This is a genomic window from Paenibacillus sp. HWE-109 (genome assembly GCF_022163125.1).
GTDB lineage: Bacteria > Bacillota > Bacilli > Paenibacillales > NBRC-103111 > Paenibacillus_E.
The window spans coordinates 8,615,440-8,636,163 of sequence record NZ_CP091881.1; the positions used below are offsets into that span (position 1 = coordinate 8,615,440).

The window sequence follows — 20,724 nt, forward strand, 5'->3', positions numbered from 1 at the left end:
ACAGGAGGTAAATTATGCGATATAGTTCAAAGCCAAAAAGAAGCATGAGGTGGTATGCACTGGCTCTAGCGGGCCTGTTGTCCGTTACCGCCGCTTGTCCTGCTGCTGCAGCCGTCGACAATGCGGTTATGACGCCGGATACTCCGATTTATTACGATAGGGTTGATAACGTATTCCCTGACTTGGCGAAAAGCGAAACGATGTTGGATTTTTTCCAGCGGAATCTCATCGCCAATCAGCAGCCTGACGGCCGATTCGATAATTATCCACAGAAAGTCTATGTCTCAGGAAATAACTTGACGGCAGGGAACGTGACCGATAATGGTGGCTTCGAGCTTGGCGCTGCGGGTCTTCCAACTGGATGGACCCTGACGGATGGGTCTGGAGGACCGCCGAATCACGTCAATGTGACATGGCAGCAGGATACCTCGATCGCTCTCGAAGGAAGCGGCTACATGAAGATGACGGCTTCTTCACCCGGCAGCGCTGCGCTTATGCAGCAATTAAACAATCCTTTTCATGTAATGGTGGACTATACGACCCCTGCGGATGTGGTTCTAACACCAGGCAGCCTGATGATCTTCAGTGCATTTTATAATGCTGATCAAGCGTCTGTAGGGGGGAACGGACAGGGTATTTATGGGAAAGTGACGTTCGTGAATAGCAGCGGTCAACCGATTGGCAGCCCTTACGTGTTCCAAGGAGCAAGCGGAACGACTGGATGGCAAGAAATACGCGGATTGGTGAGCGTCCCGTCGGTGCAGCCGGCTGGTGTCGTCATTCAAGCAGGTATGGATGAGAGTCAGGGGACAGTTCTGTGGGACGGTATTCGCTTAATGCGCGTGGATACAACGTCAGGGACTGATCAAATCCCGTATGCCACCAAAGGGACAGCGGCTGTGCCGAATGCTGGATTCGAGACATCGGCCACTTGGACGCCCGTGCAGGAAAGCGGTCCAGCGGGAGTTGTCACTCCTTCGGCAGCAGGCGGCTATAGCGGTAATGGCGGACGCATCGTCACAACGTCCACATCTTCGGTTGCTCTGCTAAGCAATACATGGTCCGCCTCCGGCAACGGGACACGGCAATTCGGCGGCGATTACCGAATTTTCCAGCTGAAATACAAGACGGAACCAGGCTTCACGGCAGTTGATGGCAAAGGTGTAGAGGCGCGTCTGGTTTATTTGGATCAAAATAAAAAGCAAATCGGCACTGAGAGCTTTTATGGCGGGCCGACGGAAGGGCAGTGGGGGACAATCAGCGGTGTTTTTGATACACCGTATCCGGTTTATTCTGTGCGCATCGAATTGCGAAGCAATCATACGCAAGGCACTGTGACGTTCGACAACGTCTCTTATATCGGCGTGGATCAGCAGGCCAGCAGTACGGAAGCCGGCTTGGGGACGCTTGGGATGCTTGCATTCAATTGGGCGCACAGCGGCAAAAGCGACGAATTGCTGGCAAAGCGTACGCGTGACGGACTTTCTTTTTATTTGCATAAAAGGGTAATGACGATCGACAATATTGCCAATGCAAGCAAATTGATGCCAGGTCAGGCGAATAGCGGAGAAGTCTATGTTCCTTACAGCGTAAGCGGAGCCACGACTGGCGCCGACTATCCGACGACTGCTTTTGGTTTGCACAATTTGGCTACGGCCATCCAATACGGCGAAGGTCTGTTTACAGAGCAGCAAATGACGGATGCGAAGGCCAAAGCTTTATCCATGTGGAATTGGCTCACCAGAGTGTCGCAATTTAACACACAGCAATCGATGAACCAATCGCTTGTCGCTGTGTTGGGGGGCATTCAGATGGCCAACCTGCTGCAGGACGACGTTCTAAAAAGAGATATTCGCGATTACTATGCGAGCGGTATTGCAGGCACGAATTTGCCGCCGAGTTCAGGCGGCGTGCGCAAGGCGGCCCGCCAAAACATAGATGGCTACAATATTTTTTACGAAGTCAATGGCTTTGATGTGAGTTATGCAGGGGTATCGTTAAGCGATCTGGCCGGTATTATGCAGGCTCTTCCGGATCAAGATGCCGCATTTGGCGATCTCAAGACGCTGCTGTACCAAGATGGCTTGGAAATGGCAAGCTACTTCAACGTTCGGATGTCAGCGGATGGCTGGATATTTGCCGGTTCGCGCCACAACGAAGGCGGCAGTTCGGCCTACAATATGGGGAACTTCTCCGGACTTTCATACTGGGGGCATGCCTTGAAAGCAGATCTCGGACGCTTCTTGATCAAATCGTTCGCTTCTCCTACGCTAACCTATGGCGACACAGCGAATCTCGGGCATCTGGCGGTACATGGACCGCTGCAAATGTATGAAACGATAGCGCAATATCCGTGGGACCGAACCCAGCAGCAAAAACTGGAAACAAACAGTTTGCGAAAAGGGGATGTTTCCGCTTATTTCAAATCGGATTCCAGGCAGCCGCTGAATATTTCTGTCTCCGGCACGGATTTCATGGAGAGCTTATTCGATACAGGCAAACCCGATCCCGATAAACCTGGCTTCCCCAAAATCGACCGTCTAAACGGCTGGTTTGCCAAAGCGGCTGACGGAAGCTACCAGTACGATGATAGCAAGCAAGCCACAACCAATCAGGCGCTCCCCCATTATTTTGTTCGTCAGGATGATGGTGTGAGTTCGAGTGGCGCCAATACAACGAAGCAATATTATATCACTGACGGCAAATCGCTATACAACATACTGGCGGTCAGATTCGGAACCGCTCAAAGCTATTTGTCGCTGGGCGAACTGATCGGTCTCCCTTATATGTCCATACCCCAAAGGGCGTATGCGCCAGGGACAACCGAGCTGGATCGCATCCGTATTAATGGACTTTATGCAACGGACGGTATGCCGCTTCTCGACTTGGCCAAAGATACAGGCTCCATATCAGCTCCTGCATTCGTGGCTGGAAGTGCGAGAGTGACTGGCTTTCCGCTGCTGAAGGCAGAGAATGCGCCAGCTGGCGGAGCGGCTAAGCCGACCTGGCTGTCAACTGCGGACGAAGGCGCGCTGAGCGCAGGGTTTGTCACAACACCAGGTAAAGTGATGGACGATTTGTACTCCAAGGCGCTTTGGGATCCGACGAACGTTCGCTCATCAGCCAATAACGGTACCATTGTGCAATTTGCGAACAGTGACAAAATTACCGTTCAAGTGACGGACAGTTCGCTTGCCGCCAACTATCAAGTGGGGGACTGGGTTTATTTCGTCAGCAAAATCGAGCCTAATGCGAGTACGTCAGGCTTTACGGTCAAATCTGTGGCCAAATATGACGCGCGAACCGACGTGCTTCGTGCCTTGACGATCGAGGATGAGGGCATGAAACTGGTGCTGCATGAGGGTCATTCCTTGTTCGTGGATAAAGCGGGGAAAACGGCTCTGGTCGATGGCCATTCCGTTCAGGGAGCTGATTTGTCCATGCTTCGCGGGCAGTTGGGACTGAGCTTGGGTGGCAATCCGGAACAATTTCCGTATGCATCGGATATCAATGGCGACGGTCAAATTGATACGGCCGATTTAGGGCAATTAGGATACTATATGCGGCCAGCGAACAATCAGCCTTAAGGAGTGTGATCAACGATGAATTGGATAAAAAAGCAAATATCTATGGTACTGCTGCTCAGTTTAACCGTAAGTTCCTTTGGCTTATCGGCGGGCCCGGCAGCAGCAGCTTCGGCTGTTGGCATGGATGAAAATTTCAACTCGCTCCAACCGGGGACCTTCTCAGCCGCGAATTGGACGCCGACGCTAACGCCTGACGGTTCAATTCAGGTCGTGACAGACAGTGCTGATCCAACAAATCAGAGCGTACGACTTGAGAAAACGACAACAACAGCGACCAGCAATCTGACCCTGGATCGCAAAAATTTATCGATCACCGGAAAAGCGATCGTCAGCTATCGCTTCAAATCGGACGAGACAAGCGGCACGAAGTCGGCGCCTTATATTTACGGCGCCGGCACAAGTAATAACATCATCAGCTTATCTCTTTCTGGAGCGAATATTACCGCGTACAATGGCGGAACCAGCAGTTCCATTCAGTCTGGTTTTCAGGCGGGGCAATGGTATCATATCCAGTTCGTCCTGGATACCGCCACCAAAAAGTACGATGCCTACATGGATGGAGTGAAGAAAGCTGCGGGCTTCTCATTCAGGGATACGACAGCGAATACAGACACGTTGAAGCTTATTCGCTTCTCCATTGATAAAGCTCAGAAAGGCACCATCCAATTCGATGATTTATTCGTGGATCAACTGCCGGATACCATCGGCATGGAGCCTGCGTATCATCTAAGCGTAAGTGCAGCGCACAACTCGCAAGTTACGGCAGCTTTCAGTGATCATACCTTGGATGTGACGGACAAAGTGTATTACAGTTCCTCCAATCCGGCCGTTGCCTCCGTTAATAAACGAGGTGTCGTGACAGGATTAAGCACGGGAACAGCGGTTATCACTTCCTCGCTCGGAGATTTAACGGCAGCAACGACAGTTACAGTCAGTTCAGCATCTGTGCTGAATGCCGTACAGCTTGACCAGGCAGACTATCAATTGAATGAAGGACAGCAGCAGCTTTCTGTATTAACGGCTGTCTACTCCTCTGGTCCGGTGCAAGTTAACGGCATGCCGGGTGTTTCCTTCGTTTCGAGCAATCCGACTGTCGCGTCCGTCGATGCCAGCAGCGGCTTGCTGCGCGCTCTTCATTACGGTACATCAGTACTTACCGCTACCTATGGAGATAAAAGTACGACAGCAACAGTAACCATAGCTCCTGTCCTGCAAGAACTGTTATCGGTCTCTCCCGGTGCAGCCGGAATGGAACTTGCAGTAGGCGGGACGGCAGGAAGCATTACGAAAGCCGTGTATTCGGATGGTCAGTCATTCGATATTAGCAGCATGGCCAGCTATTATTCTGACCAGCCATCTGTTGCAGCAGCGGATCAGCTAGGCAACGTGCACGCCATTGCGCCTGGGCAAGCGGTCATAACCGTAACGTACAGTACGAAAAGTGTCAGCTATCCAGTCAGGGTATCTTCGATTCAACTGGATAGCAGGGCGTATACGTTAGCTAATGGAGCGGCTCATTCGACGAAAGTCAGTTTGATCGGACCGGGAGGACAATCGGTTGACGTTACCGGGCAGTCTACCTTCCGAGCAGCGGACCCTTCCATCATTCAGGTGGATGCGTCTGGGAAAGTTACGGCTCTGCGCAGCGGCACGACAAGTGTGATCGTTAGTTATGGCGCTTCTGAAGCCAAGGCTATCGTTACTGTTCTAGGTGAAGTTGCCTCCTCCGAGTTTACACTGCAGACTGCGGCTTCGGATGCTACAATAAGCGTTCGAATTAGCGCAGGCGGGAACGCTCTTCACGGAGCAGTAGGACCCATTCATTCCGCGCAAGCGGAGTTCGACTATAACCCTGCAGAGCTGCAATTCGTTGGTGCGACCCCAGTAATGTTCGCAGGTAATGGTACTTCGTTGGCCGTGACTGATAGTGTATATCAAATCGCTGGTCAGCCTACCGGTTATCAAAGTGTGATTACGCCGGAGAACGGACGTGTCTTGTACGCAGCAACCGTAATCGGCGATGGGAATGAAACTCACTCCGTTGGCGCTGGCTCATCCAGGGGGATTGCCACGCTTGTCTTTCGTGTTCAGCATCCAGGCTCAACTGTGAGTTTGGGAGTTAATAAAATGAGTCTTGGCATGTTGAGCAATGATACCGTCGTTCAGACGAGTCCGAGCCAATTAGACGCGCAAATCAAGTTAGAAACAATAGCTCCTGTGTGGTCGGAGAACAGTAAGGTAACGGTCGACCAAGTAAGTGTGAATAGTTTAAAGCTGACTTGGATTGGAGCGACCGATAACGTGGGGGTGACGGGGTATCGGATTTATAACGGAAGCCATTTGGCAGCTGCGGTTGCTGCGCCAGCAAGCACACTTACAGTTGCGAATTTGCAAGCTTCAACAACATATACCTTCCGAGTACAAGCAGGGGATGCTGCTGGCAACTGGACGAATGATGGACCTTTCGTGACCGTGCAAACGGCATCGGAGAGTGGTAGTTCGGAACCATCGCCATCGACACCGGTGCCATCTGCGCCAGCACCAACACCAACACCATCTCCATCGGAGAAACCTAAGATAGAGGTGCAACCAGACCCGGTAACACCAGCCAAACCGGTTGAACCGAAGCCGTTTAAGGATGTTACGGCGAACTTCGCCTGGGCTTCCAAAGCCATTGAAACGCTAACTGCGAAAGGCATTATTCAAGGCACATCGAATACGACTTTTGACCCGAGTAAAGAGGTCACACGCGCAGATGCGGTTACCTTGCTTGTACGGGCGTTGAACCTGAAAGCAGACTTTCATGAAAATTTCAACGATGTCAGCGAGAAAGACTATTACTACCAAGCACTCGGTATCGCCAAAGAGCTCGGCATCCTGTCAGGTACAGGAAATAACGATGCCATACCGGGCCAGGCAATCACCAGACAAGATCTGTTTGTTCTTTTTGTCAGAGCACTGAACGCAAGCGGTAAGTTGAATATTCAAGTTAATGAATCCGTGCTTGACCCGTATCAGGATCGCAGCAGCATTGCTCCATATGCCATAAACAGCATTGCCGCCATGGTTCAACTAGGCATAGTGGAAGGCGACGGAGCAGGAATCAACCCACGGGGAACGGCCTCCCGAGCGGAAATGGCTGTCGTGTTATTCAGACTGCTGGATAAGCTGTCGATCCTACCGCATTAAACCAACAAGGCTGTCCCACAGGTCACATGGTCGGATGCCAAAAAAAAGGAGCTAAGCACTTGCAAGCTTAGCTCCTTTTGGAGTGAACGCAAAGTTACTCCAGCTGCCTCGCGCGGAGAAAGGGAACTACAGTACGCTATTCCAGCCAAAAGTGTCCTTTTTGCGAGGTTGAGGGAACTACAGTCCGCTATTTTGCTGTTTCATGGGAAATTCAGCTCTTTTCGTGGAAATAAGGCCCTGTAGTTCCGCTATGACCCTCGCAACCCTGCTTTTTGCCCGGATAGCGTCCTAGAGTTCCCTTAGCATTAAGCCCGAACCAGTGGCTCGATGACATAGGTCGATCGCGCTTCAGCCGAAGCCGGCTGTTCGCCTCGCACGACCCAGCCGTAAGAGAGAACCGCATTCAGGCGGCTATGCTCCTGCGCGGTCAGACTCGCGATGACCGCTTCGTGACCCGGTTCCAACTGCAACTCGGGCTCCTGCCCATAGGCGAGGAGAATCCAACTGGCAATTCCGCGAAGCGTATTGAATTTGATCTGGTAGCCGTGACGGACTGCCTGCTCGAATGCTGCCGGATCGCTGTCTGCGAGCTCGGTTAAGCGAGTATAGTCGAATTTGAACTTGCTGTCGTCAACGGGAAGATTGCCGGCGTGGACTCGCTGCAGCAGTTCATCTGCGTGCCATCCCTGGGGGTTGAGCGATTCCAGGATTAGCGCATCCCATTGCGATAGTTTGATTGGGGGTAGTTCAGAAGTGGACATTATGGATCGCTCCTATCTAGTTATATTTGACTTTGTATGAAAGAGACTGCCCAATCGTCTTCATGACGATGAGGCAGTCTTTAGTATGTTCAGCGTTGATTTACTTGCTAGCTTTGTACTTGTTCAGGAAATCCTTCGCTTTGGCAGCGTCTGCCTTGACTTCCAGACCTGTTTTGACAATCGGGCTTAACGTCGATACCGCTTTGAACTTGTTGTTTTTGTAGTAAGCGAGGAACTCGTCCTGATTGACCGAGTACAGCACAGCTCGTCTTAAGTCAGCGCTTTTGGCAACCTCGCGGTTCTTGGTGTTGAACAACAGATAGGAGACAGCATTGCTTGGGACTGTTTGAAGCGCAAGCTTGGTATCAGCTTTGATGACATCGAACTTAATCTCGGATACGCCATAGAACAGGTGAATCTCACCGCTTCTGAGCGCCGACAAGGAGCTTTCAGCATCTTTGATGAAACGAACTTTGATCGAGTCAACTTTCGGCTCGTACTTCGTACCCTTCATATAACCTGGGTTTTTGTAGAAAACAGCCTCATAATCATTCTTGTAGGACAGGATATAAGGGCCGCTTGTGTACAAAGCATTGTTGTATTTGGCACCCTCAGTAACCGTCGATTGATCGCCGTAGGAAATGTCTTTATTAACATCATATTTGGCTACATCGTACGTATTGATGCTTTGGACTTGTTTCTTTGAGACGATGCCAGCCGATTGGTGCGCCAGATAGTTCAATACTTGCGGGAACGGCTGTGTAGTCGTCAGTTTGACAACCTGATATTTGCCTTCTTTGTTGCTTGCTTGATTCTTGTCGGATACCAATGTTGAGATCTTGGAATCAAGACCTTTTTCCAAGCCGGATTTGAGCGTGCCGGAGCCGCCGGATAACTTAACGGATTCGAGTACCGCAGGGTCTGTCACAAGCTCTACCTTTTGAATATGCTCATGCAGTGTGAACGTACGGTGGTTGGGTACGGAATTTTTGTCCTTGGCGCGATTCAGCGAGAAGATAACATCTTCTGCACCCACGCGTTCGCCTGAGTCGGCAGCTAGCTTGTCTTTGATCTGCGCGAAATGAATATCGTCCCGCAGTACGAAGTAGTAATCGGAATTGCCTTCAGCAATCGCGAAGTTGTAAGAGAGAGACCCGTCAGCCGTTAATTTGTCGTCGTCTGTCAAATTGAGCAGACGTACATACATGTTCGTGTTGATAATGTTGATCGAGCCGTCGTTAGCTTTGATCGGGTCAAGCGATGTTAGGGAAGGAAGGGCAGATTGCAGAATAATCGGGTCCTTCGCACGTTTGGCGGCATCCTTGAAATCGAGCTCTTCCCAAGGAAGGGAGCGTGACTTCGACAGACGCACAGACTCTTTTTTCAGAACGTCTTGATTGAAAGCTTGTGCTTTGAGCGAGTTATAGAGTGGTGCGATATAGGCTTTGTCAAGGACTAGCTGTTGTTCGAATTTCTTATATGTCTCAGTGTATTGCTCTGGTGTTTGCGCCGAGGCTTGGTCGATCAGCTTGTCGATCTCAGGATCTGACATAATGCTGTAGTCGCCGCCTGTTTTGAAAAGGGAACGTACCGCATAGTCCGGGTTTCCTGTAACCGTGGTCCAGCTGGAGAGTGCAACGTCGAAGTTGCCTGCGTCTTGCTGGGCTTTGAATGTACCGTAATCCGGCTGAACGTTCAGCTTCACGTTGAAACCGTTTTTGGCAAGTTGATCACGCACGATGTTGAGGTCTGTCTCATTGGAACTCATTCCTAGCAGTTCGATATCAACGGGCGTGTTGTTGACGGCTGCTGTTTCTGTTGAACCTGGTGTTGGCGTCGCTGCCGCATCTTTTTTTGTCGTGAAATTGCATCCGCTCAGCATCAATGAGACGCCGAGGACGACGGGGATAATGACCTTGCTTTTGGTAACCATAGTATTGGCCCTCCTAGTAATTCTAAATGTATGAACACACATTCATTCCAGATTCTTGTTTGTTATGTAACGAAGAGCTCATGGAGTAAGAATGAAGATTCTAAAATAAGTCAAGATGGTTTAGTCAAGCTTGGGATCTAGTGCGTCGCGTAATCCGTCTCCAAGGAAGTTGAAGGACAGCACCAGCGCGATAATAGCTAAGCCAGGATAGATAGCGGTGTAAGCATTGGTTTCTAGATAGGCACTTCCTACCTTCAAAATATTGCCCCACTCCGGGATATGCGGCTCGACGCCGAGTCCCAGATAGCTCAAGCTGCTCGTCGAGATGATGGCTCCGCCCACAGTCAAAGTGGACTTGACAATCATCGGGGCAATGGAGTTCGGCACGATATGCCGGAGCAGAATAATCAGATCGCCTGCGCCGAAGGCGCGCGCCGCCTGCACATACTCAAGCGTCGAGACGAGCATCACGTTGGCTCGCATTGTTCGAGCGTACGTCGGGATAGCCCCGATGCTTAGCGCTAGAATAAGATTGACCGTATTGGCGCCGAATGCTGCAATGATAGCAATGGCCAGCAGAATGCCGGGAATCGCGTACAGAATATCGAGCGCTCGCATGATGAGATTGTCCGTACTGCGTCCGTAGTAACCGGATACCGCTCCCAGTGAGCCGCCGATGATCACGGGAATCAATGTGGAGAGAATCCCGACGAAGAGCGAGATCCGCGCTCCGAATACGATTCGCGAGAACAGGCATCTACCGAAGTTGTCCGTGCCAAGGGGATAGGTCAGGCTTGGTGATTGAAGAATCGCCCCATAATTATTGTCGATGGCCATCCCATAGTCGAACGTCAAGTAGCTGCATAGGGAGATCGCCATCAAGAAACCGATGAACCACAAGCCCAGCATCGAGGTGGAGCTGCGGGACAGCCGATCGATGACCTCATTCAGTTTGGTTCCCGACGTGACGTCCCTGTTTCTAAGTCTGGCTATCAACAGAATGCCTAGCGCAAGCGCGAACAGATTGCCTGTTACTGAGCTAGCCAGCAGCAGAACCGCAGCAATCCACATCCACTTGGGCAGGAGCTGGTTATCTGCATACCGGGCGATCAGCAGCAGGGTAATGAATTGAATGGCGCCTGCGATTAATAGAAGAGCCATGCCTGATACGAATAAGTCCGAAACATAAGGCTTAAAGACGTTCAACGCCGAAATGGCGAAGACGAACACGGTCGTCAATAGTGCGTAGACCGAGAGAGTGTAAGCTGCGCTCTTCTTGCTTTTAATGAGCTGGAAGGCCGCCGTTACGACAAAGATATTAGCTGTCAGCAAGCTGATCAAAAGCACATAGCCTAGTCGGCGAGTGCTCCGGCGCAGCCCGCCGTGTTGGAGCAGATCTCTGCGGATCAGAGCCATTGTCCCCAACTGAAGCAGCGCGAAGACGAAGTAGGCGGCAAAGGCAGCGAAGACAGCCGAATTCACGGCTAATTCGCCTCCTTTGAAGCTGTTGATCAGCAGCACCATCGCCAAGCTTAGAGAAGCAATGCCAGCAAAGCTGGCCTGTCCGTACTCGGCGCAGGTACGCAATCTGAAATGGATGTCTTGTTTAGTAAGTATGGGTTTGGGCACCTTGGTCACCTTTGTCATCTGCTAGTATTGTTTCATTCTGGATCGAATTCTTGGATCGAAAAACGCGTACAAAATGTCGATCACGACATTGACGATAGAGATCGTAATAGCGGTATAGATGACACCGCCCATGATGCTGGGGATATCAGGGATGAACTGCTTGTCCACGATGTAGCTTCCAATCCCGTTGATATTGAAAACTTTCTCTGTGACAGCCGCTCCACCGAGCATGCCGCCGAATTGAAGTCCGATGACTGTAATAATCGGAATGAGCGCATTGCCTACAGCATGCTTCCACAGCACTTGACTGCGCGTTAACCCTTTGGCCCGGGCTGTCGTAATATAATCCTCGTGGATGACCTCGAGCGTGGAAGAGCGCGTCATTCGGGCTACTGCGGCCGTAAGACCTGTTCCTAATACGATAATTGGCATAATCATCGTCAACGCGTTCTGCGGATTATAGGTAGCGGGAAGCCAATGCAGCTTGATGGAGAAATTCAAGATAAGAATCAACCCTTGCCAGAAGTTAGGGATCGACAATCCGATCAGAGCAAGCAACATGAACGTATAGTCAAAGAAAGAGTTCGACCGAGTAGCAGATATTAAGCCAATCGGCAGGGCGATCAAGACGGCTATGATCGTTGAGATCACGGTCAAAGTCAGTGTCACAGGAAACTTGGCGGCGATCGAAGTGGTAACATCCTCGCTGCCTGCGAATGACTTGCCTAAATCAAAAGTAAGAATGCCTCGGAACGTATGCCAGAGCTGAGCCAAATACGGCTGATCCAGTCCATAAAGCTTGTTGAATGCGCTAATTTGCTCAGGAGTCGCGGTTTCCCCAATAATATTGGCGGCAGGATTCATTGGCGACAAATATAGAATGGTAAAAACGAGAAAGGCAACGCCGAAAATGACAAAGACGGTCATTACGAGCCGCTCTATAATGTATTTCAGATATGCGCTGCTATAAATGAACATAAGCGCGTACATGATAAAGCCAAGAACAATGGATATAGCCAGAAATACCGGGTTTTGAAGCAGCTCCGTAAAAGTACCTGAGTAACTGACCAGTGATTGGCCGTTCTTATTCTGCTCATCGGCAAGTTGAGTCCGTAACGCCTCTCTGAATTTGCTCTCCGCAATCCGATTAGCTTCGCGATCCAGTTTCTCCGGGTCAATGGTTTGATTGAAGAATTGGTGTTTGCGTTCAAGTTGTTCTTTCGCCTCTGCAAACAGATGGTCCCGGTAGCCGGAAGACGTCCATTCCCGTTCTATCTTGTCCAGCGCGGCCTTGTGCATACTTAGCTTCTTGCGGCGCAGATAGACTAGATAGATGATTAGATGCACCGGGGCTCCTGCCAGCAGAAGCAGATAACGGTAAGTAGGATGCAATAGCATTTTGTAAAAGATGTTCCCAAGTCGGTCGACTAGACGGGAATCCGTTGCGACAGTGTGCCCGGTCAAGTTCGTGTGCTCCTTTTTGTCGGTCAGTTTTATATATTGCATTATTCCGATCGATATAGTAGATTTTAAGGTGAGAAGCGAAAAATGTCAATAATACGCGAAATATTATTTCTTATGGTTGCTATCCATTGAAGTTATATTTTAACATGTAATTGTAATTGATAGAACTTTCTTTTTAATTTATCCACATACAAAGGTGATCATATGACGTCAATCTTAGAAGTAAAGCAGTTGTCTGTCTCATTCTATTCGCGCGATAAGGAAGTTGAAGCCGTTCGTAATGTAAGTTTCTCCGTTCGCGAGGGCGAGACTTTGGGCATCGTAGGGGAATCCGGCAGTGGAAAAAGCGTAACAGCCCGCACAATAATGCGGTTATTGCCATCTCCACCCTCGATGGTGAAGGGGGGCGAGGTTCTCTTTCAAGGAAAGAATCTGGCGGATAAGTCGGATTCGGAGATGGAGGAGATTCGCGGTCGCGATATCGGAATGATCTTCCAAGATCCGATGTCCTCTTTGAATCCGACGATGCGTATCGGTCGGCAGATTGAAGAGAGTCTGATCAAACATCGGAAACTTGGCAAGCAGCAAGCACAGAATGAAGCGATTCAGATGCTGAAACTGGTCGGCATCCCTAACGCAGAAGCCCGCTATCTCCAGTATCCCCATGAGTTCTCGGGGGGCATGCGCCAGCGGGTGATGATCGCGATCGCGCTTGCTTGCCGACCGTCACTGCTTATCGCAGATGAGCCGACGACTTCGCTCGACGTAACCATTCAGGCGCAAATTCTGCACCAGATGAAGGAAATTCAGCGCCAACTCGGCACGTCGATCATCCTGATTACGCATGATCTGGGTGTCGTTGCCGGCATGTGCGACCGCGTTGTCGTCATGAAGGATGGCGAGGTCGTGGAAACGGGCACGACGGAGGAGATCTTTTCGGCGCCTAAGCACCCCTATACGGTACGTCTGCTGAATGCATTGCCTCGGCTTGACGAGAAGAAGAAACCCAAGCTGGCCTCTGCGGTTAGCCGTTCGGCAGATGATCGTCCCTTGTTGGAGGTTCGATCGCTTAAACAGCATTTCAATCTGGGCAAAGGCCAGATCATCAAAGCTGTCAATGATATCAGCTTCGATATCCGTGCGGGAGAGACGCTTGGCGTTGTTGGCGAGTCAGGCTGCGGCAAATCGACCACGGGTCGGACGATCTTGCGGTTGAATGAAGCGACGGGTGGGGAGGTACTCTACAAGGGTATCCCGCTTAACCGCTTATCCCGCAAAGAGATGAAAATCATGCGCCGCCATATGCAGATGATCTTCCAGGACCCTTATGCTTCGCTAAATCCGCGTCTGCGGATTGCCGACATCATCGGCGAAGCGCTGGACCTTCATCAGATGACGAGCAGCAAGCAGGAGCGGCAGCATCGGATAGAGGAACTGCTCGAGATGGTCGGTCTCAGTGCATCCCATGCGATGCGTTACCCGCATGAGTTCTCGGGCGGGCAGCGGCAGCGGATCGGAATTGCCCGCACACTGGCAGTCGAGCCGGAGTTTATCGTCTGCGATGAGCCGCTCTCAGCCCTGGATGTCTCCATCCAGGCACAGATTGTGAAGCTGCTGGAAGAACTGCAGCAGCGGCTGGGGTTGACCTACCTCTTTATCGCCCATGACCTCTCGATGGTCAAGCATATCAGCGACCGTGTAGCGGTCATGTACAAGGGCAAGATCGTGGAGTTGGCGGAGAGCGAAGAGCTGTATGCGAACCCGCTGCACGCATATACCAAATCGCTGCTTGCGGCGATTCCGGTTCCCGATCCGGCGGTGGAATCACGCAAGGCGTTCGTGCCGCTGATCGATTCGAGCATCCAAGATCCGTATGGGCTGGAGCGTTCGCGGTTCGTCGAAGTGCAGCCCGGACATTGGCTGGCTGTTGCTGACGCGTAAGCACAATCCGCAAGCGGGAAGCGAACAGCTAGCCAAGATGAATAACAATTTGAATCGTTTACCTCCAACCCGGGTGCCCTGCACCCGGGTTTTTATCATGAAAAGAATATCCGCGCAAAAAAGGGATAGTCCCACGAGCAAGGGATGGGGAAAGCAGCAAGAAGAGATGATTTCCAATTAGGAGGATGCTTGTTAAGTTGGGATTAAGCCCAGTGACAACAAGGCTGACAACAGAAAGGGAGGTGAACGAAGTATGCTCGCACAACCAGCAGTGCATACCAGAAGCCCCGGAAGCGCCAAACAGATGGCTTCACGAAGATCGTTATGGAAGGATCTGAAGCGCAGGCCGTTTCTCTACATGCTGCTTCTTCCAGTCATTGCTTACTTCCTTGTATTTAAGTATTTCCCCCTATATGGAGAAATCATTGCTTTCAAGGACTTTCGGCTCGGCGACGGCATTTGGGGGAGTAAATGGGTAGGGCTGGAGCATTTCAATCGATTGCTCCACAGCAGCGATCTGTTTAAGATCGTTCGCAACACGCTTTTATTAAATCTATACGGGCTGATTTTTGGTTTCCCCGTCCCGATAGCACTCGCGATTATGCTGAACGAAGTACGGGTTGAATGGTATAAGCGAGTCGTGCAGAACCTTCTCTATTTGCCGCATTTTTTATCGTGGATTATTCTCGGTACGATCGTCATCGGTCTGCTTTCCCCAGGCAGCGGTTTCATCAATTATGTGCTCCAGGCATTCGGACTTGATCCGATCTATTTCATGGGGAATACCTTCTGGTGGCCCTTCGTCTATGTGTTCTCCGGAATATGGCGGGACGCCGGCTTCAGCACGATTCTGTATTTGGCAGCCATGTCCAGCATTGATCCCCATCTGTACGAAGCAGCACGTATAGACGGCGGCGGCAAATTACGGCAAATCTGGCATGTGACGCTTCCTGGCATTCGCAGCACGATAGCACTCATGCTTGTTCTCCAAATGGGCCGCATGTTCGACGTAGGCTTCGAGCACGTCTGGGTACTTACCAATCCAATGGTAACAAGCGTTTCTGACGTGATGAGCACGTACATATATAGGCTCGGGCTCGTCAATCTGCAATACAGCTACACGACGGCGATTGGATTGGTTCAATCCCTTGTAGGTTTGATCCTCGTGCTTTCGGTGAATCGCATCATCAGGGCAATGGGAGAGCGTGCTTTATGGTAGCGAAGGGTGCAGAAGGCAGCAAATTCAATCACCGAAAGGAGGGGCTGCGAATGGTCGTTTGGAAGGAGCGCGTGCCCCGCTTACTACTTTATTTCATCTTGGGATTATGCACGTTCTCGACGCTGTTCCCGTTTCTGAATGTGCTGGCGGTTTCACTCAGCTCAGGCGAAGCCATACGTGCCGGCAGCGTTTCGATATGGCCACGGCAGTTTACATGGGATGCTTATCGCAATTTGATCGATGACGGTCAGCTCTTCATCGCGATGAAAAACACGGTCGTGATGACCGTTGTCGGCACCTCGCTGAACATGCTGGTTACGATCATGGCGGCTTATCCGCTATCGAAACTGGATTTGCGCGGACGGGGTCTTGTTCTGGGCATGATTATTTTCACCATGCTGTTCACAGGAGGGCTAATACCACAGTTTCTACTCATCAAAAACTTGGGACTGATGAATACATATTGGTCGCTGTGGTTGTCTGGCCTTCTCAGCACATACAATTTCTTCGTCCTCAAGACGTTCTTCGAAGGTCTGCCGAGCGAGCTTGAGGAGTCGGCCGCTATCGATGGGGCGAAGGACTGGGTTGTGCTTGTGCGTATCGTCCTTCCGCTGGCCCTTCCGGTGCTCGCAGCATTGACGCTTTTCTACGCGGTTGGATGGTGGAATGCGTATTACAACGTGCTCATCTTCATTAAAAGTTCAACCCAAATGTCGCTCATGGTGAAGCTCTACCAGATGATCGACAACCTCGATCCCGCACTGTTAATTGGAGACTCGACGAACGCGAACAATGCGCTGCCGCCGGAAGGCGTGCGTGCGGGAGCAGCGATGCTGGCTTCGCTGCCGATTCTGATCATTTATCCGTTTCTGCAAAAATATTTCGTCAAAGGCGTATTGATGGGTTCCGTCAAAGGCTAGCTTGATGGGCAAACAGGTTTGGTCAACGGTTCATAATGGCGCTAAGCGCCTTGTGATATAATTTATTCAAACGGGAGGTCATCGTATGAAGAGAACAAAACGATGGGTGTTGGGTTCAACGATTTTGGCAATGACGTTGGGTGCGGCTTTAGCTGGCTGCGCAAAATCCGAAGAAGGTGCGAGCGGTAGTCCGGCTCCATCCGCAGCAGGCAAGGTGGAAGACAAGTACGATAAGCTGCCGAAGGCTGTTAGCGTTTCCATGTATGACCGAGGTGCCGTGGCCGCCGAGGAAGGCTCCTATGAGCAGAACCGCTGGACCAAATGGATTCAGGAGCAATCTGGTGTTCAGGTTAAATATGTACCGGTTCCCCGCAATCAGGCGCAGGATAAGCTGAATACGCTGATTGCTTCTGGCGAAGCGCCGGATTTGATTTGGGAATATGACCGCAACTATATCGGCACGCTGGTTTCGCAAGGCGTCGTGCAACCGATCGATGATTACATCAATCAGTACAGCACGGTGATTAAGAATTATATCAACGACAATCCAGAATTGAAGCCGCTTATGACCTTCGATGGCAAAATATACGGGATCACGACCAAGCGGCCATTGAACGGCTTGGCTAACGGCGGCATGTGGATTCGGCAGGATTGGCTGGATAAGGTTGGCATGAAGGCACCGACGACCGAAGAAGAGTTCTTCGCCGTAACCAAAGCCTTTAAGGAGAAAGGGTTGTCCGGAAATACGAACGCGCCTGTCGTTTCGATGTTTGTTTGGCCAAACGTGATCACTGGCCTATATGCGACACATAGCACGCAATGGTACCTTGATGGCGGTAAAATGGTTAATTCGAGGGTCGTTGACCGCAATGTCGGCGCTATTAACTTCGAACGCAAGCTGTATGAGAACGTGTACATTGATAAGGAATATTTGACGGATAAAAATAGCCAGAAGATGATGGCCGACTGGGCGCAAGGCAAATCAGGCATCCTGATCGGTACCGTTGGCAATGGCATTGATACCTATATGAAAGATCTCATGAAGAATTTCCCAGATGCGAATCCGGTGCCATTAGCAGCCTTCTCAACGCAGTACGGGAAGTTCGGCTCTTACCAAGAAACACCGGCCAATATTTATGTAGCGTTCAATAAAAACATGAAAAATCCAAAGGCTGCGATCCAATATCTCGACTGGTTGCTGGATAAAGGCTGGTACACACTGGCAAACGGCATTGAAAACACGCATTTCAGATTAGTGAATGGCGTTCCACAAGTGATTGATGCGGACAAATTTAAGAAGGAAGTTGCATATGCAGGTGAATATGCGATCTTAAGAAACGATGCGAAGACGTTCAAACTAGAAGATTTGATGGTGAAAGCCCCACAGGATCCGCTTTCGCAGCGCTGGGCGAAGTTGAACGCCGAAGCGATGAAGACATCACTTAGCGTACCGTTCCGTCGGGATATTCCCTACTCTCCGAATTCTCCGGAAATCAGCAACGTGTTTGCGAGCATCGAGCCTAAGCTGATCGAGATCCGCACGCGAGCGATTGTCAAAGGCGATATTACGCCAGAGCAAGCGCTGGAAATGATCCGTAAGGAGTACAAGAGTGCTGGCGGCGACAAAGCCGATCAAATCGCGCAAGAATGGTACGAGAAAAATAAAGCGAATTTCAAATAACAGGATGTTGATTTAGTAAGAACTCGGGGGGGCAAAGGCATGTTTTGGCGACAAAAGAGAAGCCGTTCGAAGCGCGCGCTGTCGATTATTTTGCTTTTTTTGAGCCTATGTATTGTTTCGACAGCAGGCCTGTCCTATTTCATCACGACCGACCATCTGGAGGCAGAAGTCGAGCAAACGAACATGTCGTTGCTCCACGAGGTAAACAGTAAGCTGCTGCTGGTGCTGAAGGCCGTTGACGCTGAAGCGATGCAATTTCTACGCAGCCGTGATATGAGGATGTTCATGGAGGATGATGCTGCCGATCAGCAGGATACGATTAATATCAATACGCGAATTGGGGATATGCTGCTGAGCAATGACACCATTTTTTCAATCGATCTGTATTCCTATGCCAAAAAGCGTTGGTCGCAGACGAACCCATTTCAAACGGCGGAGCCTGGTCTTGATTATCAATGGATTAACGCGTTCGAGCGCTATAAAGGCTTTTATCAGTGGGTTGGTACACGTAAGCTTTCGCTGGATGAGGCAGGCAACATTCGGCAAAATGTGATGACGTTGATTCGCTCCTATCCGCTTACACATGGGGATGGATACCGCAAAGGTGCTGTGGCTTTCAATGTGGATGAGCGATCGATTTACAATTTAATTGGAAATGCGATAGATCCTTCATTTGGCTACTTGTTCCTGGCAGATGCGGAGGGGACGATTCTCAGTCATGGTGATAAATCTATGATTGGCGCGAAGGCAAGCGAGTTTCTCTGGTCAAAAGAAATGAAGATGCGGGATGAAGGGACGTTCCGTACCAAAGTTAATGGGTTTAACCGAACGGTCTTCTATATGAAAAGTCCCTATACGGGTTGGGAAATTATTAGTGTGGTATCCGATGCTGAGCTTAGCAAGCCGCTGGTACAGGTGCGAAACACATTGTTTGGTATTTCTATCCTCTTATTGCTTCTAGCCGGAGGTATGTCGGTGGTGCTCAACAGCTGGATGTTCCGGCCGGTGAACCGGGTTCTTACGAATGTGACGAAGCAGTTGCAGGCGTATGGCCGCTATGAAAGACAAGATGAGTATTCGGCAGAGGATGAGTTCAGCGGAATTGAAGTATCCTTATCGTATATCTTGGCAGACAGCAATCGACTGTATAAACAAATGCGGGAAACGCAGCCGGTTATCAAATGGCGGCTTGTGATGGATGCCTTGATCGGCGCACGTCAAAATCCGGCAGAGCTACTTCCCAATCTTGAAGCGATCGGATATCCTCTACATGCGCTGCAGTTTATCGTTATGGTTGCGGAGTTTGACCGTAAATCGGTGATTGCAACTCCGCAGGATCTGCAACTGTATAGCTATGCGCTCTGCAATGTGGCGGAGGAGATGATCAATACCGAGTATCGAGGGGTTGCCATTGAAGCGCGGGATGGCATGGTCGTTATTGTCATCAGTTTTGACGAAGCGGACGGGGAAGCTAACTTACTGCGGACGCTGGCGGTAGCTGAGTTGATTAAGAGCTACGTGGAGGAAAAGTTCAAACAGACGATTTCGCTTGGGCTCGGCCGTATGATGCAAGAGATTGGCATGCTTCAGCAGTCTTATCATGACGCAATATCGGCGCTGTCCTACAAGATGATTCTCGGAGGCAATGCGATTATTTCCAGCGAAGATATTCGCGAGCCGGCAAGCGGAGAGTTCATGCGGCTGCTTGGCCTGACGGATGGGATTGTTGACTCGCTGCGCTTGACAGACAGCGAGAAAATGACGAAGCAGACGGAGCGCTGGTTCGGTGAGATGGCTGGCAGTGGGGCTGCGCCTGATATGATACGGCAACTGGTTGTACATTTCATGATGAAGGCGGCCAAAGTTGTAGGCGAGATCGATCCGGCGCTGCTCGAAGAGGCGCCTTCACATCGGCTATTCGATCTGCTGAGCCAATACGAAAGCATCCATGAATTGTCGGATTACGTCATCGAGCAGCTTGCTCGATATGCAATGCAGATTGAGGAAAGACGCAGCAATCGAGAGCGAAACGATGTTGTTGAGCGGATCACCGCTTTTATCGATATCCACTATATGCACAGTGATCTGTCATTAAATTATTTGGCAAGCGAGTTCAAACTGAGCGCATCGCATGTGAGCCGAATTTTCAAGGAGCATACGGAAAGAAATTTCATTGATTATTTGATGGATATTCGCATGAGGAAAGCGAAGGAATTGCTCGCAGACACCGAGATGCTGATCCGCGATGTTTCCGGAGCGGTCGGCTACACCAACGTCAACAGCTTCGTGCGAATTTTCAAGAAAAGCACGGGGTTTACGCCAGGCGAATATCGGGAACGGGAGCAAGCGCTGCTCAGAGGAGCAGAGGGCGCTGTTAAAACAGCCGATTCCACCAAATAA

At 50.5% G+C, this 20,724-nt stretch carries 11 protein-coding genes; 7 read left to right on the forward strand and 4 right to left on the reverse strand.

Annotated features, from left to right (window positions below):
* Positions 1-14: 14 nt before the first annotated feature.
* Both LOZ80_RS37125 and LOZ80_RS37130 read left to right on the forward strand, forming a co-directional pair.
* Positions 15-3,587: a hypothetical protein gene (locus LOZ80_RS37125; protein WP_238169178.1), complete on the forward strand. Its 3,573-nt coding sequence runs from the start codon at positions 15-17 to the stop codon at positions 3,585-3,587.
* A gap of 15 nt (positions 3,588-3,602) precedes the next feature.
* A complete protein-coding gene (locus tag LOZ80_RS37130; RefSeq protein ID WP_238169179.1) occupies positions 3,603-6,776 on the forward strand; it encodes an S-layer homology domain-containing protein in 3,174 nt (1,057 codons plus the stop codon).
* 305 nt (positions 6,777-7,081) lie between these two features.
* Here the strand turns inward: LOZ80_RS37130 and LOZ80_RS37135 are convergent, their stop codons facing one another.
* The 4 genes from LOZ80_RS37135 to LOZ80_RS37150 form a co-directional block, all read right to left on the reverse strand.
* A complete protein-coding gene (locus tag LOZ80_RS37135) occupies positions 7,082-7,537 on the reverse strand; it encodes a hypothetical protein (protein ID WP_238169180.1) in 456 nt (151 codons plus the stop codon).
* 100 nt (positions 7,538-7,637) lie between these two features.
* Positions 7,638-9,470, reverse strand: a complete 1,833-nt coding sequence (locus LOZ80_RS37140; protein ID WP_238169181.1) for an ABC transporter substrate-binding protein — start codon at positions 9,468-9,470, stop codon at positions 7,638-7,640.
* 120 nt (positions 9,471-9,590) lie between these two features.
* Positions 9,591-11,117, reverse strand: coding sequence for an ABC transporter permease (locus LOZ80_RS37145; protein WP_238169182.1), 1,527 nt, complete (start codon positions 11,115-11,117; stop codon positions 9,591-9,593).
* Positions 11,118-11,120: 3 nt separating this feature from the next.
* Entirely contained in the window at positions 11,121-12,563 is a 1,443-nt protein-coding gene (locus tag LOZ80_RS37150) for an ABC transporter permease (protein ID WP_443146999.1), read from the reverse strand.
* 204 nt (positions 12,564-12,767) lie between these two features.
* On the opposite strand from LOZ80_RS37150, the gene LOZ80_RS37155 reads away from it, so the two are divergent.
* From LOZ80_RS37155 to LOZ80_RS37175, 5 genes are all read left to right on the forward strand, one after another.
* The gene (locus tag LOZ80_RS37155) at positions 12,768-14,504 is read left to right on the forward strand and encodes an ABC transporter ATP-binding protein (protein ID WP_238169183.1); all 1,737 of its coding nucleotides are present in this window, start codon (positions 12,768-12,770) and stop codon (positions 14,502-14,504) included.
* A 253-nt stretch (positions 14,505-14,757) separates the two neighbouring features.
* On the forward strand, positions 14,758-15,723 hold the full coding sequence (locus LOZ80_RS37160; RefSeq protein ID WP_238169184.1) for an ABC transporter permease: 966 nt from the start codon (positions 14,758-14,760) through the stop codon (positions 15,721-15,723).
* Between the two features lie 50 nt (positions 15,724-15,773).
* Complete coding sequence (locus LOZ80_RS37165) at positions 15,774-16,643, forward strand: carbohydrate ABC transporter permease (RefSeq protein WP_238169185.1); 870 nt, start codon at positions 15,774-15,776, stop codon at positions 16,641-16,643.
* An 85-nt stretch (positions 16,644-16,728) separates the two neighbouring features.
* On the forward strand, positions 16,729-18,324 hold the full coding sequence (locus LOZ80_RS37170; RefSeq protein ID WP_238169186.1) for an extracellular solute-binding protein: 1,596 nt from the start codon (positions 16,729-16,731) through the stop codon (positions 18,322-18,324).
* 39 nt (positions 18,325-18,363) lie between these two features.
* On the forward strand, positions 18,364-20,724 hold the full coding sequence (locus tag LOZ80_RS37175; RefSeq protein ID WP_238169187.1) for a helix-turn-helix domain-containing protein: 2,361 nt from the start codon (positions 18,364-18,366) through the stop codon (positions 20,722-20,724).

Coding starts and splice junctions, on each gene's coding strand:
- LOZ80_RS37125 (WP_238169178.1), top strand. CDS start 15: ATGCGATATAGTTCAAAGCCAAAAAGAAGCATGAGGTGGTATGCACTG.
- LOZ80_RS37130 (WP_238169179.1), top strand. CDS start 3,603: ATGAATTGGATAAAAAAGCAAATATCTATGGTACTGCTGCTCAGTTTA.
- LOZ80_RS37135 (WP_238169180.1), bottom strand. CDS start 7,537: ATGTCCACTTCTGAACTACCCCCAATCAAACTATCGCAATGGGATGCG.
- LOZ80_RS37140 (WP_238169181.1), bottom strand. CDS start 9,470: ATGGTTACCAAAAGCAAGGTCATTATCCCCGTCGTCCTCGGCGTCTCA.
- LOZ80_RS37145 (WP_238169182.1), bottom strand. CDS start 11,117: ATGACAAAGGTGACCAAGGTGCCCAAACCCATACTTACTAAACAAGAC.
- LOZ80_RS37155 (WP_238169183.1), top strand. CDS start 12,768: ATGACGTCAATCTTAGAAGTAAAGCAGTTGTCTGTCTCATTCTATTCG.
- LOZ80_RS37160 (WP_238169184.1), top strand. CDS start 14,758: ATGCTCGCACAACCAGCAGTGCATACCAGAAGCCCCGGAAGCGCCAAA.
- LOZ80_RS37165 (WP_238169185.1), top strand. CDS start 15,774: ATGGTCGTTTGGAAGGAGCGCGTGCCCCGCTTACTACTTTATTTCATC.
- LOZ80_RS37170 (WP_238169186.1), top strand. CDS start 16,729: ATGAAGAGAACAAAACGATGGGTGTTGGGTTCAACGATTTTGGCAATG.
- LOZ80_RS37175 (WP_238169187.1), top strand. CDS start 18,364: ATGTTTTGGCGACAAAAGAGAAGCCGTTCGAAGCGCGCGCTGTCGATT.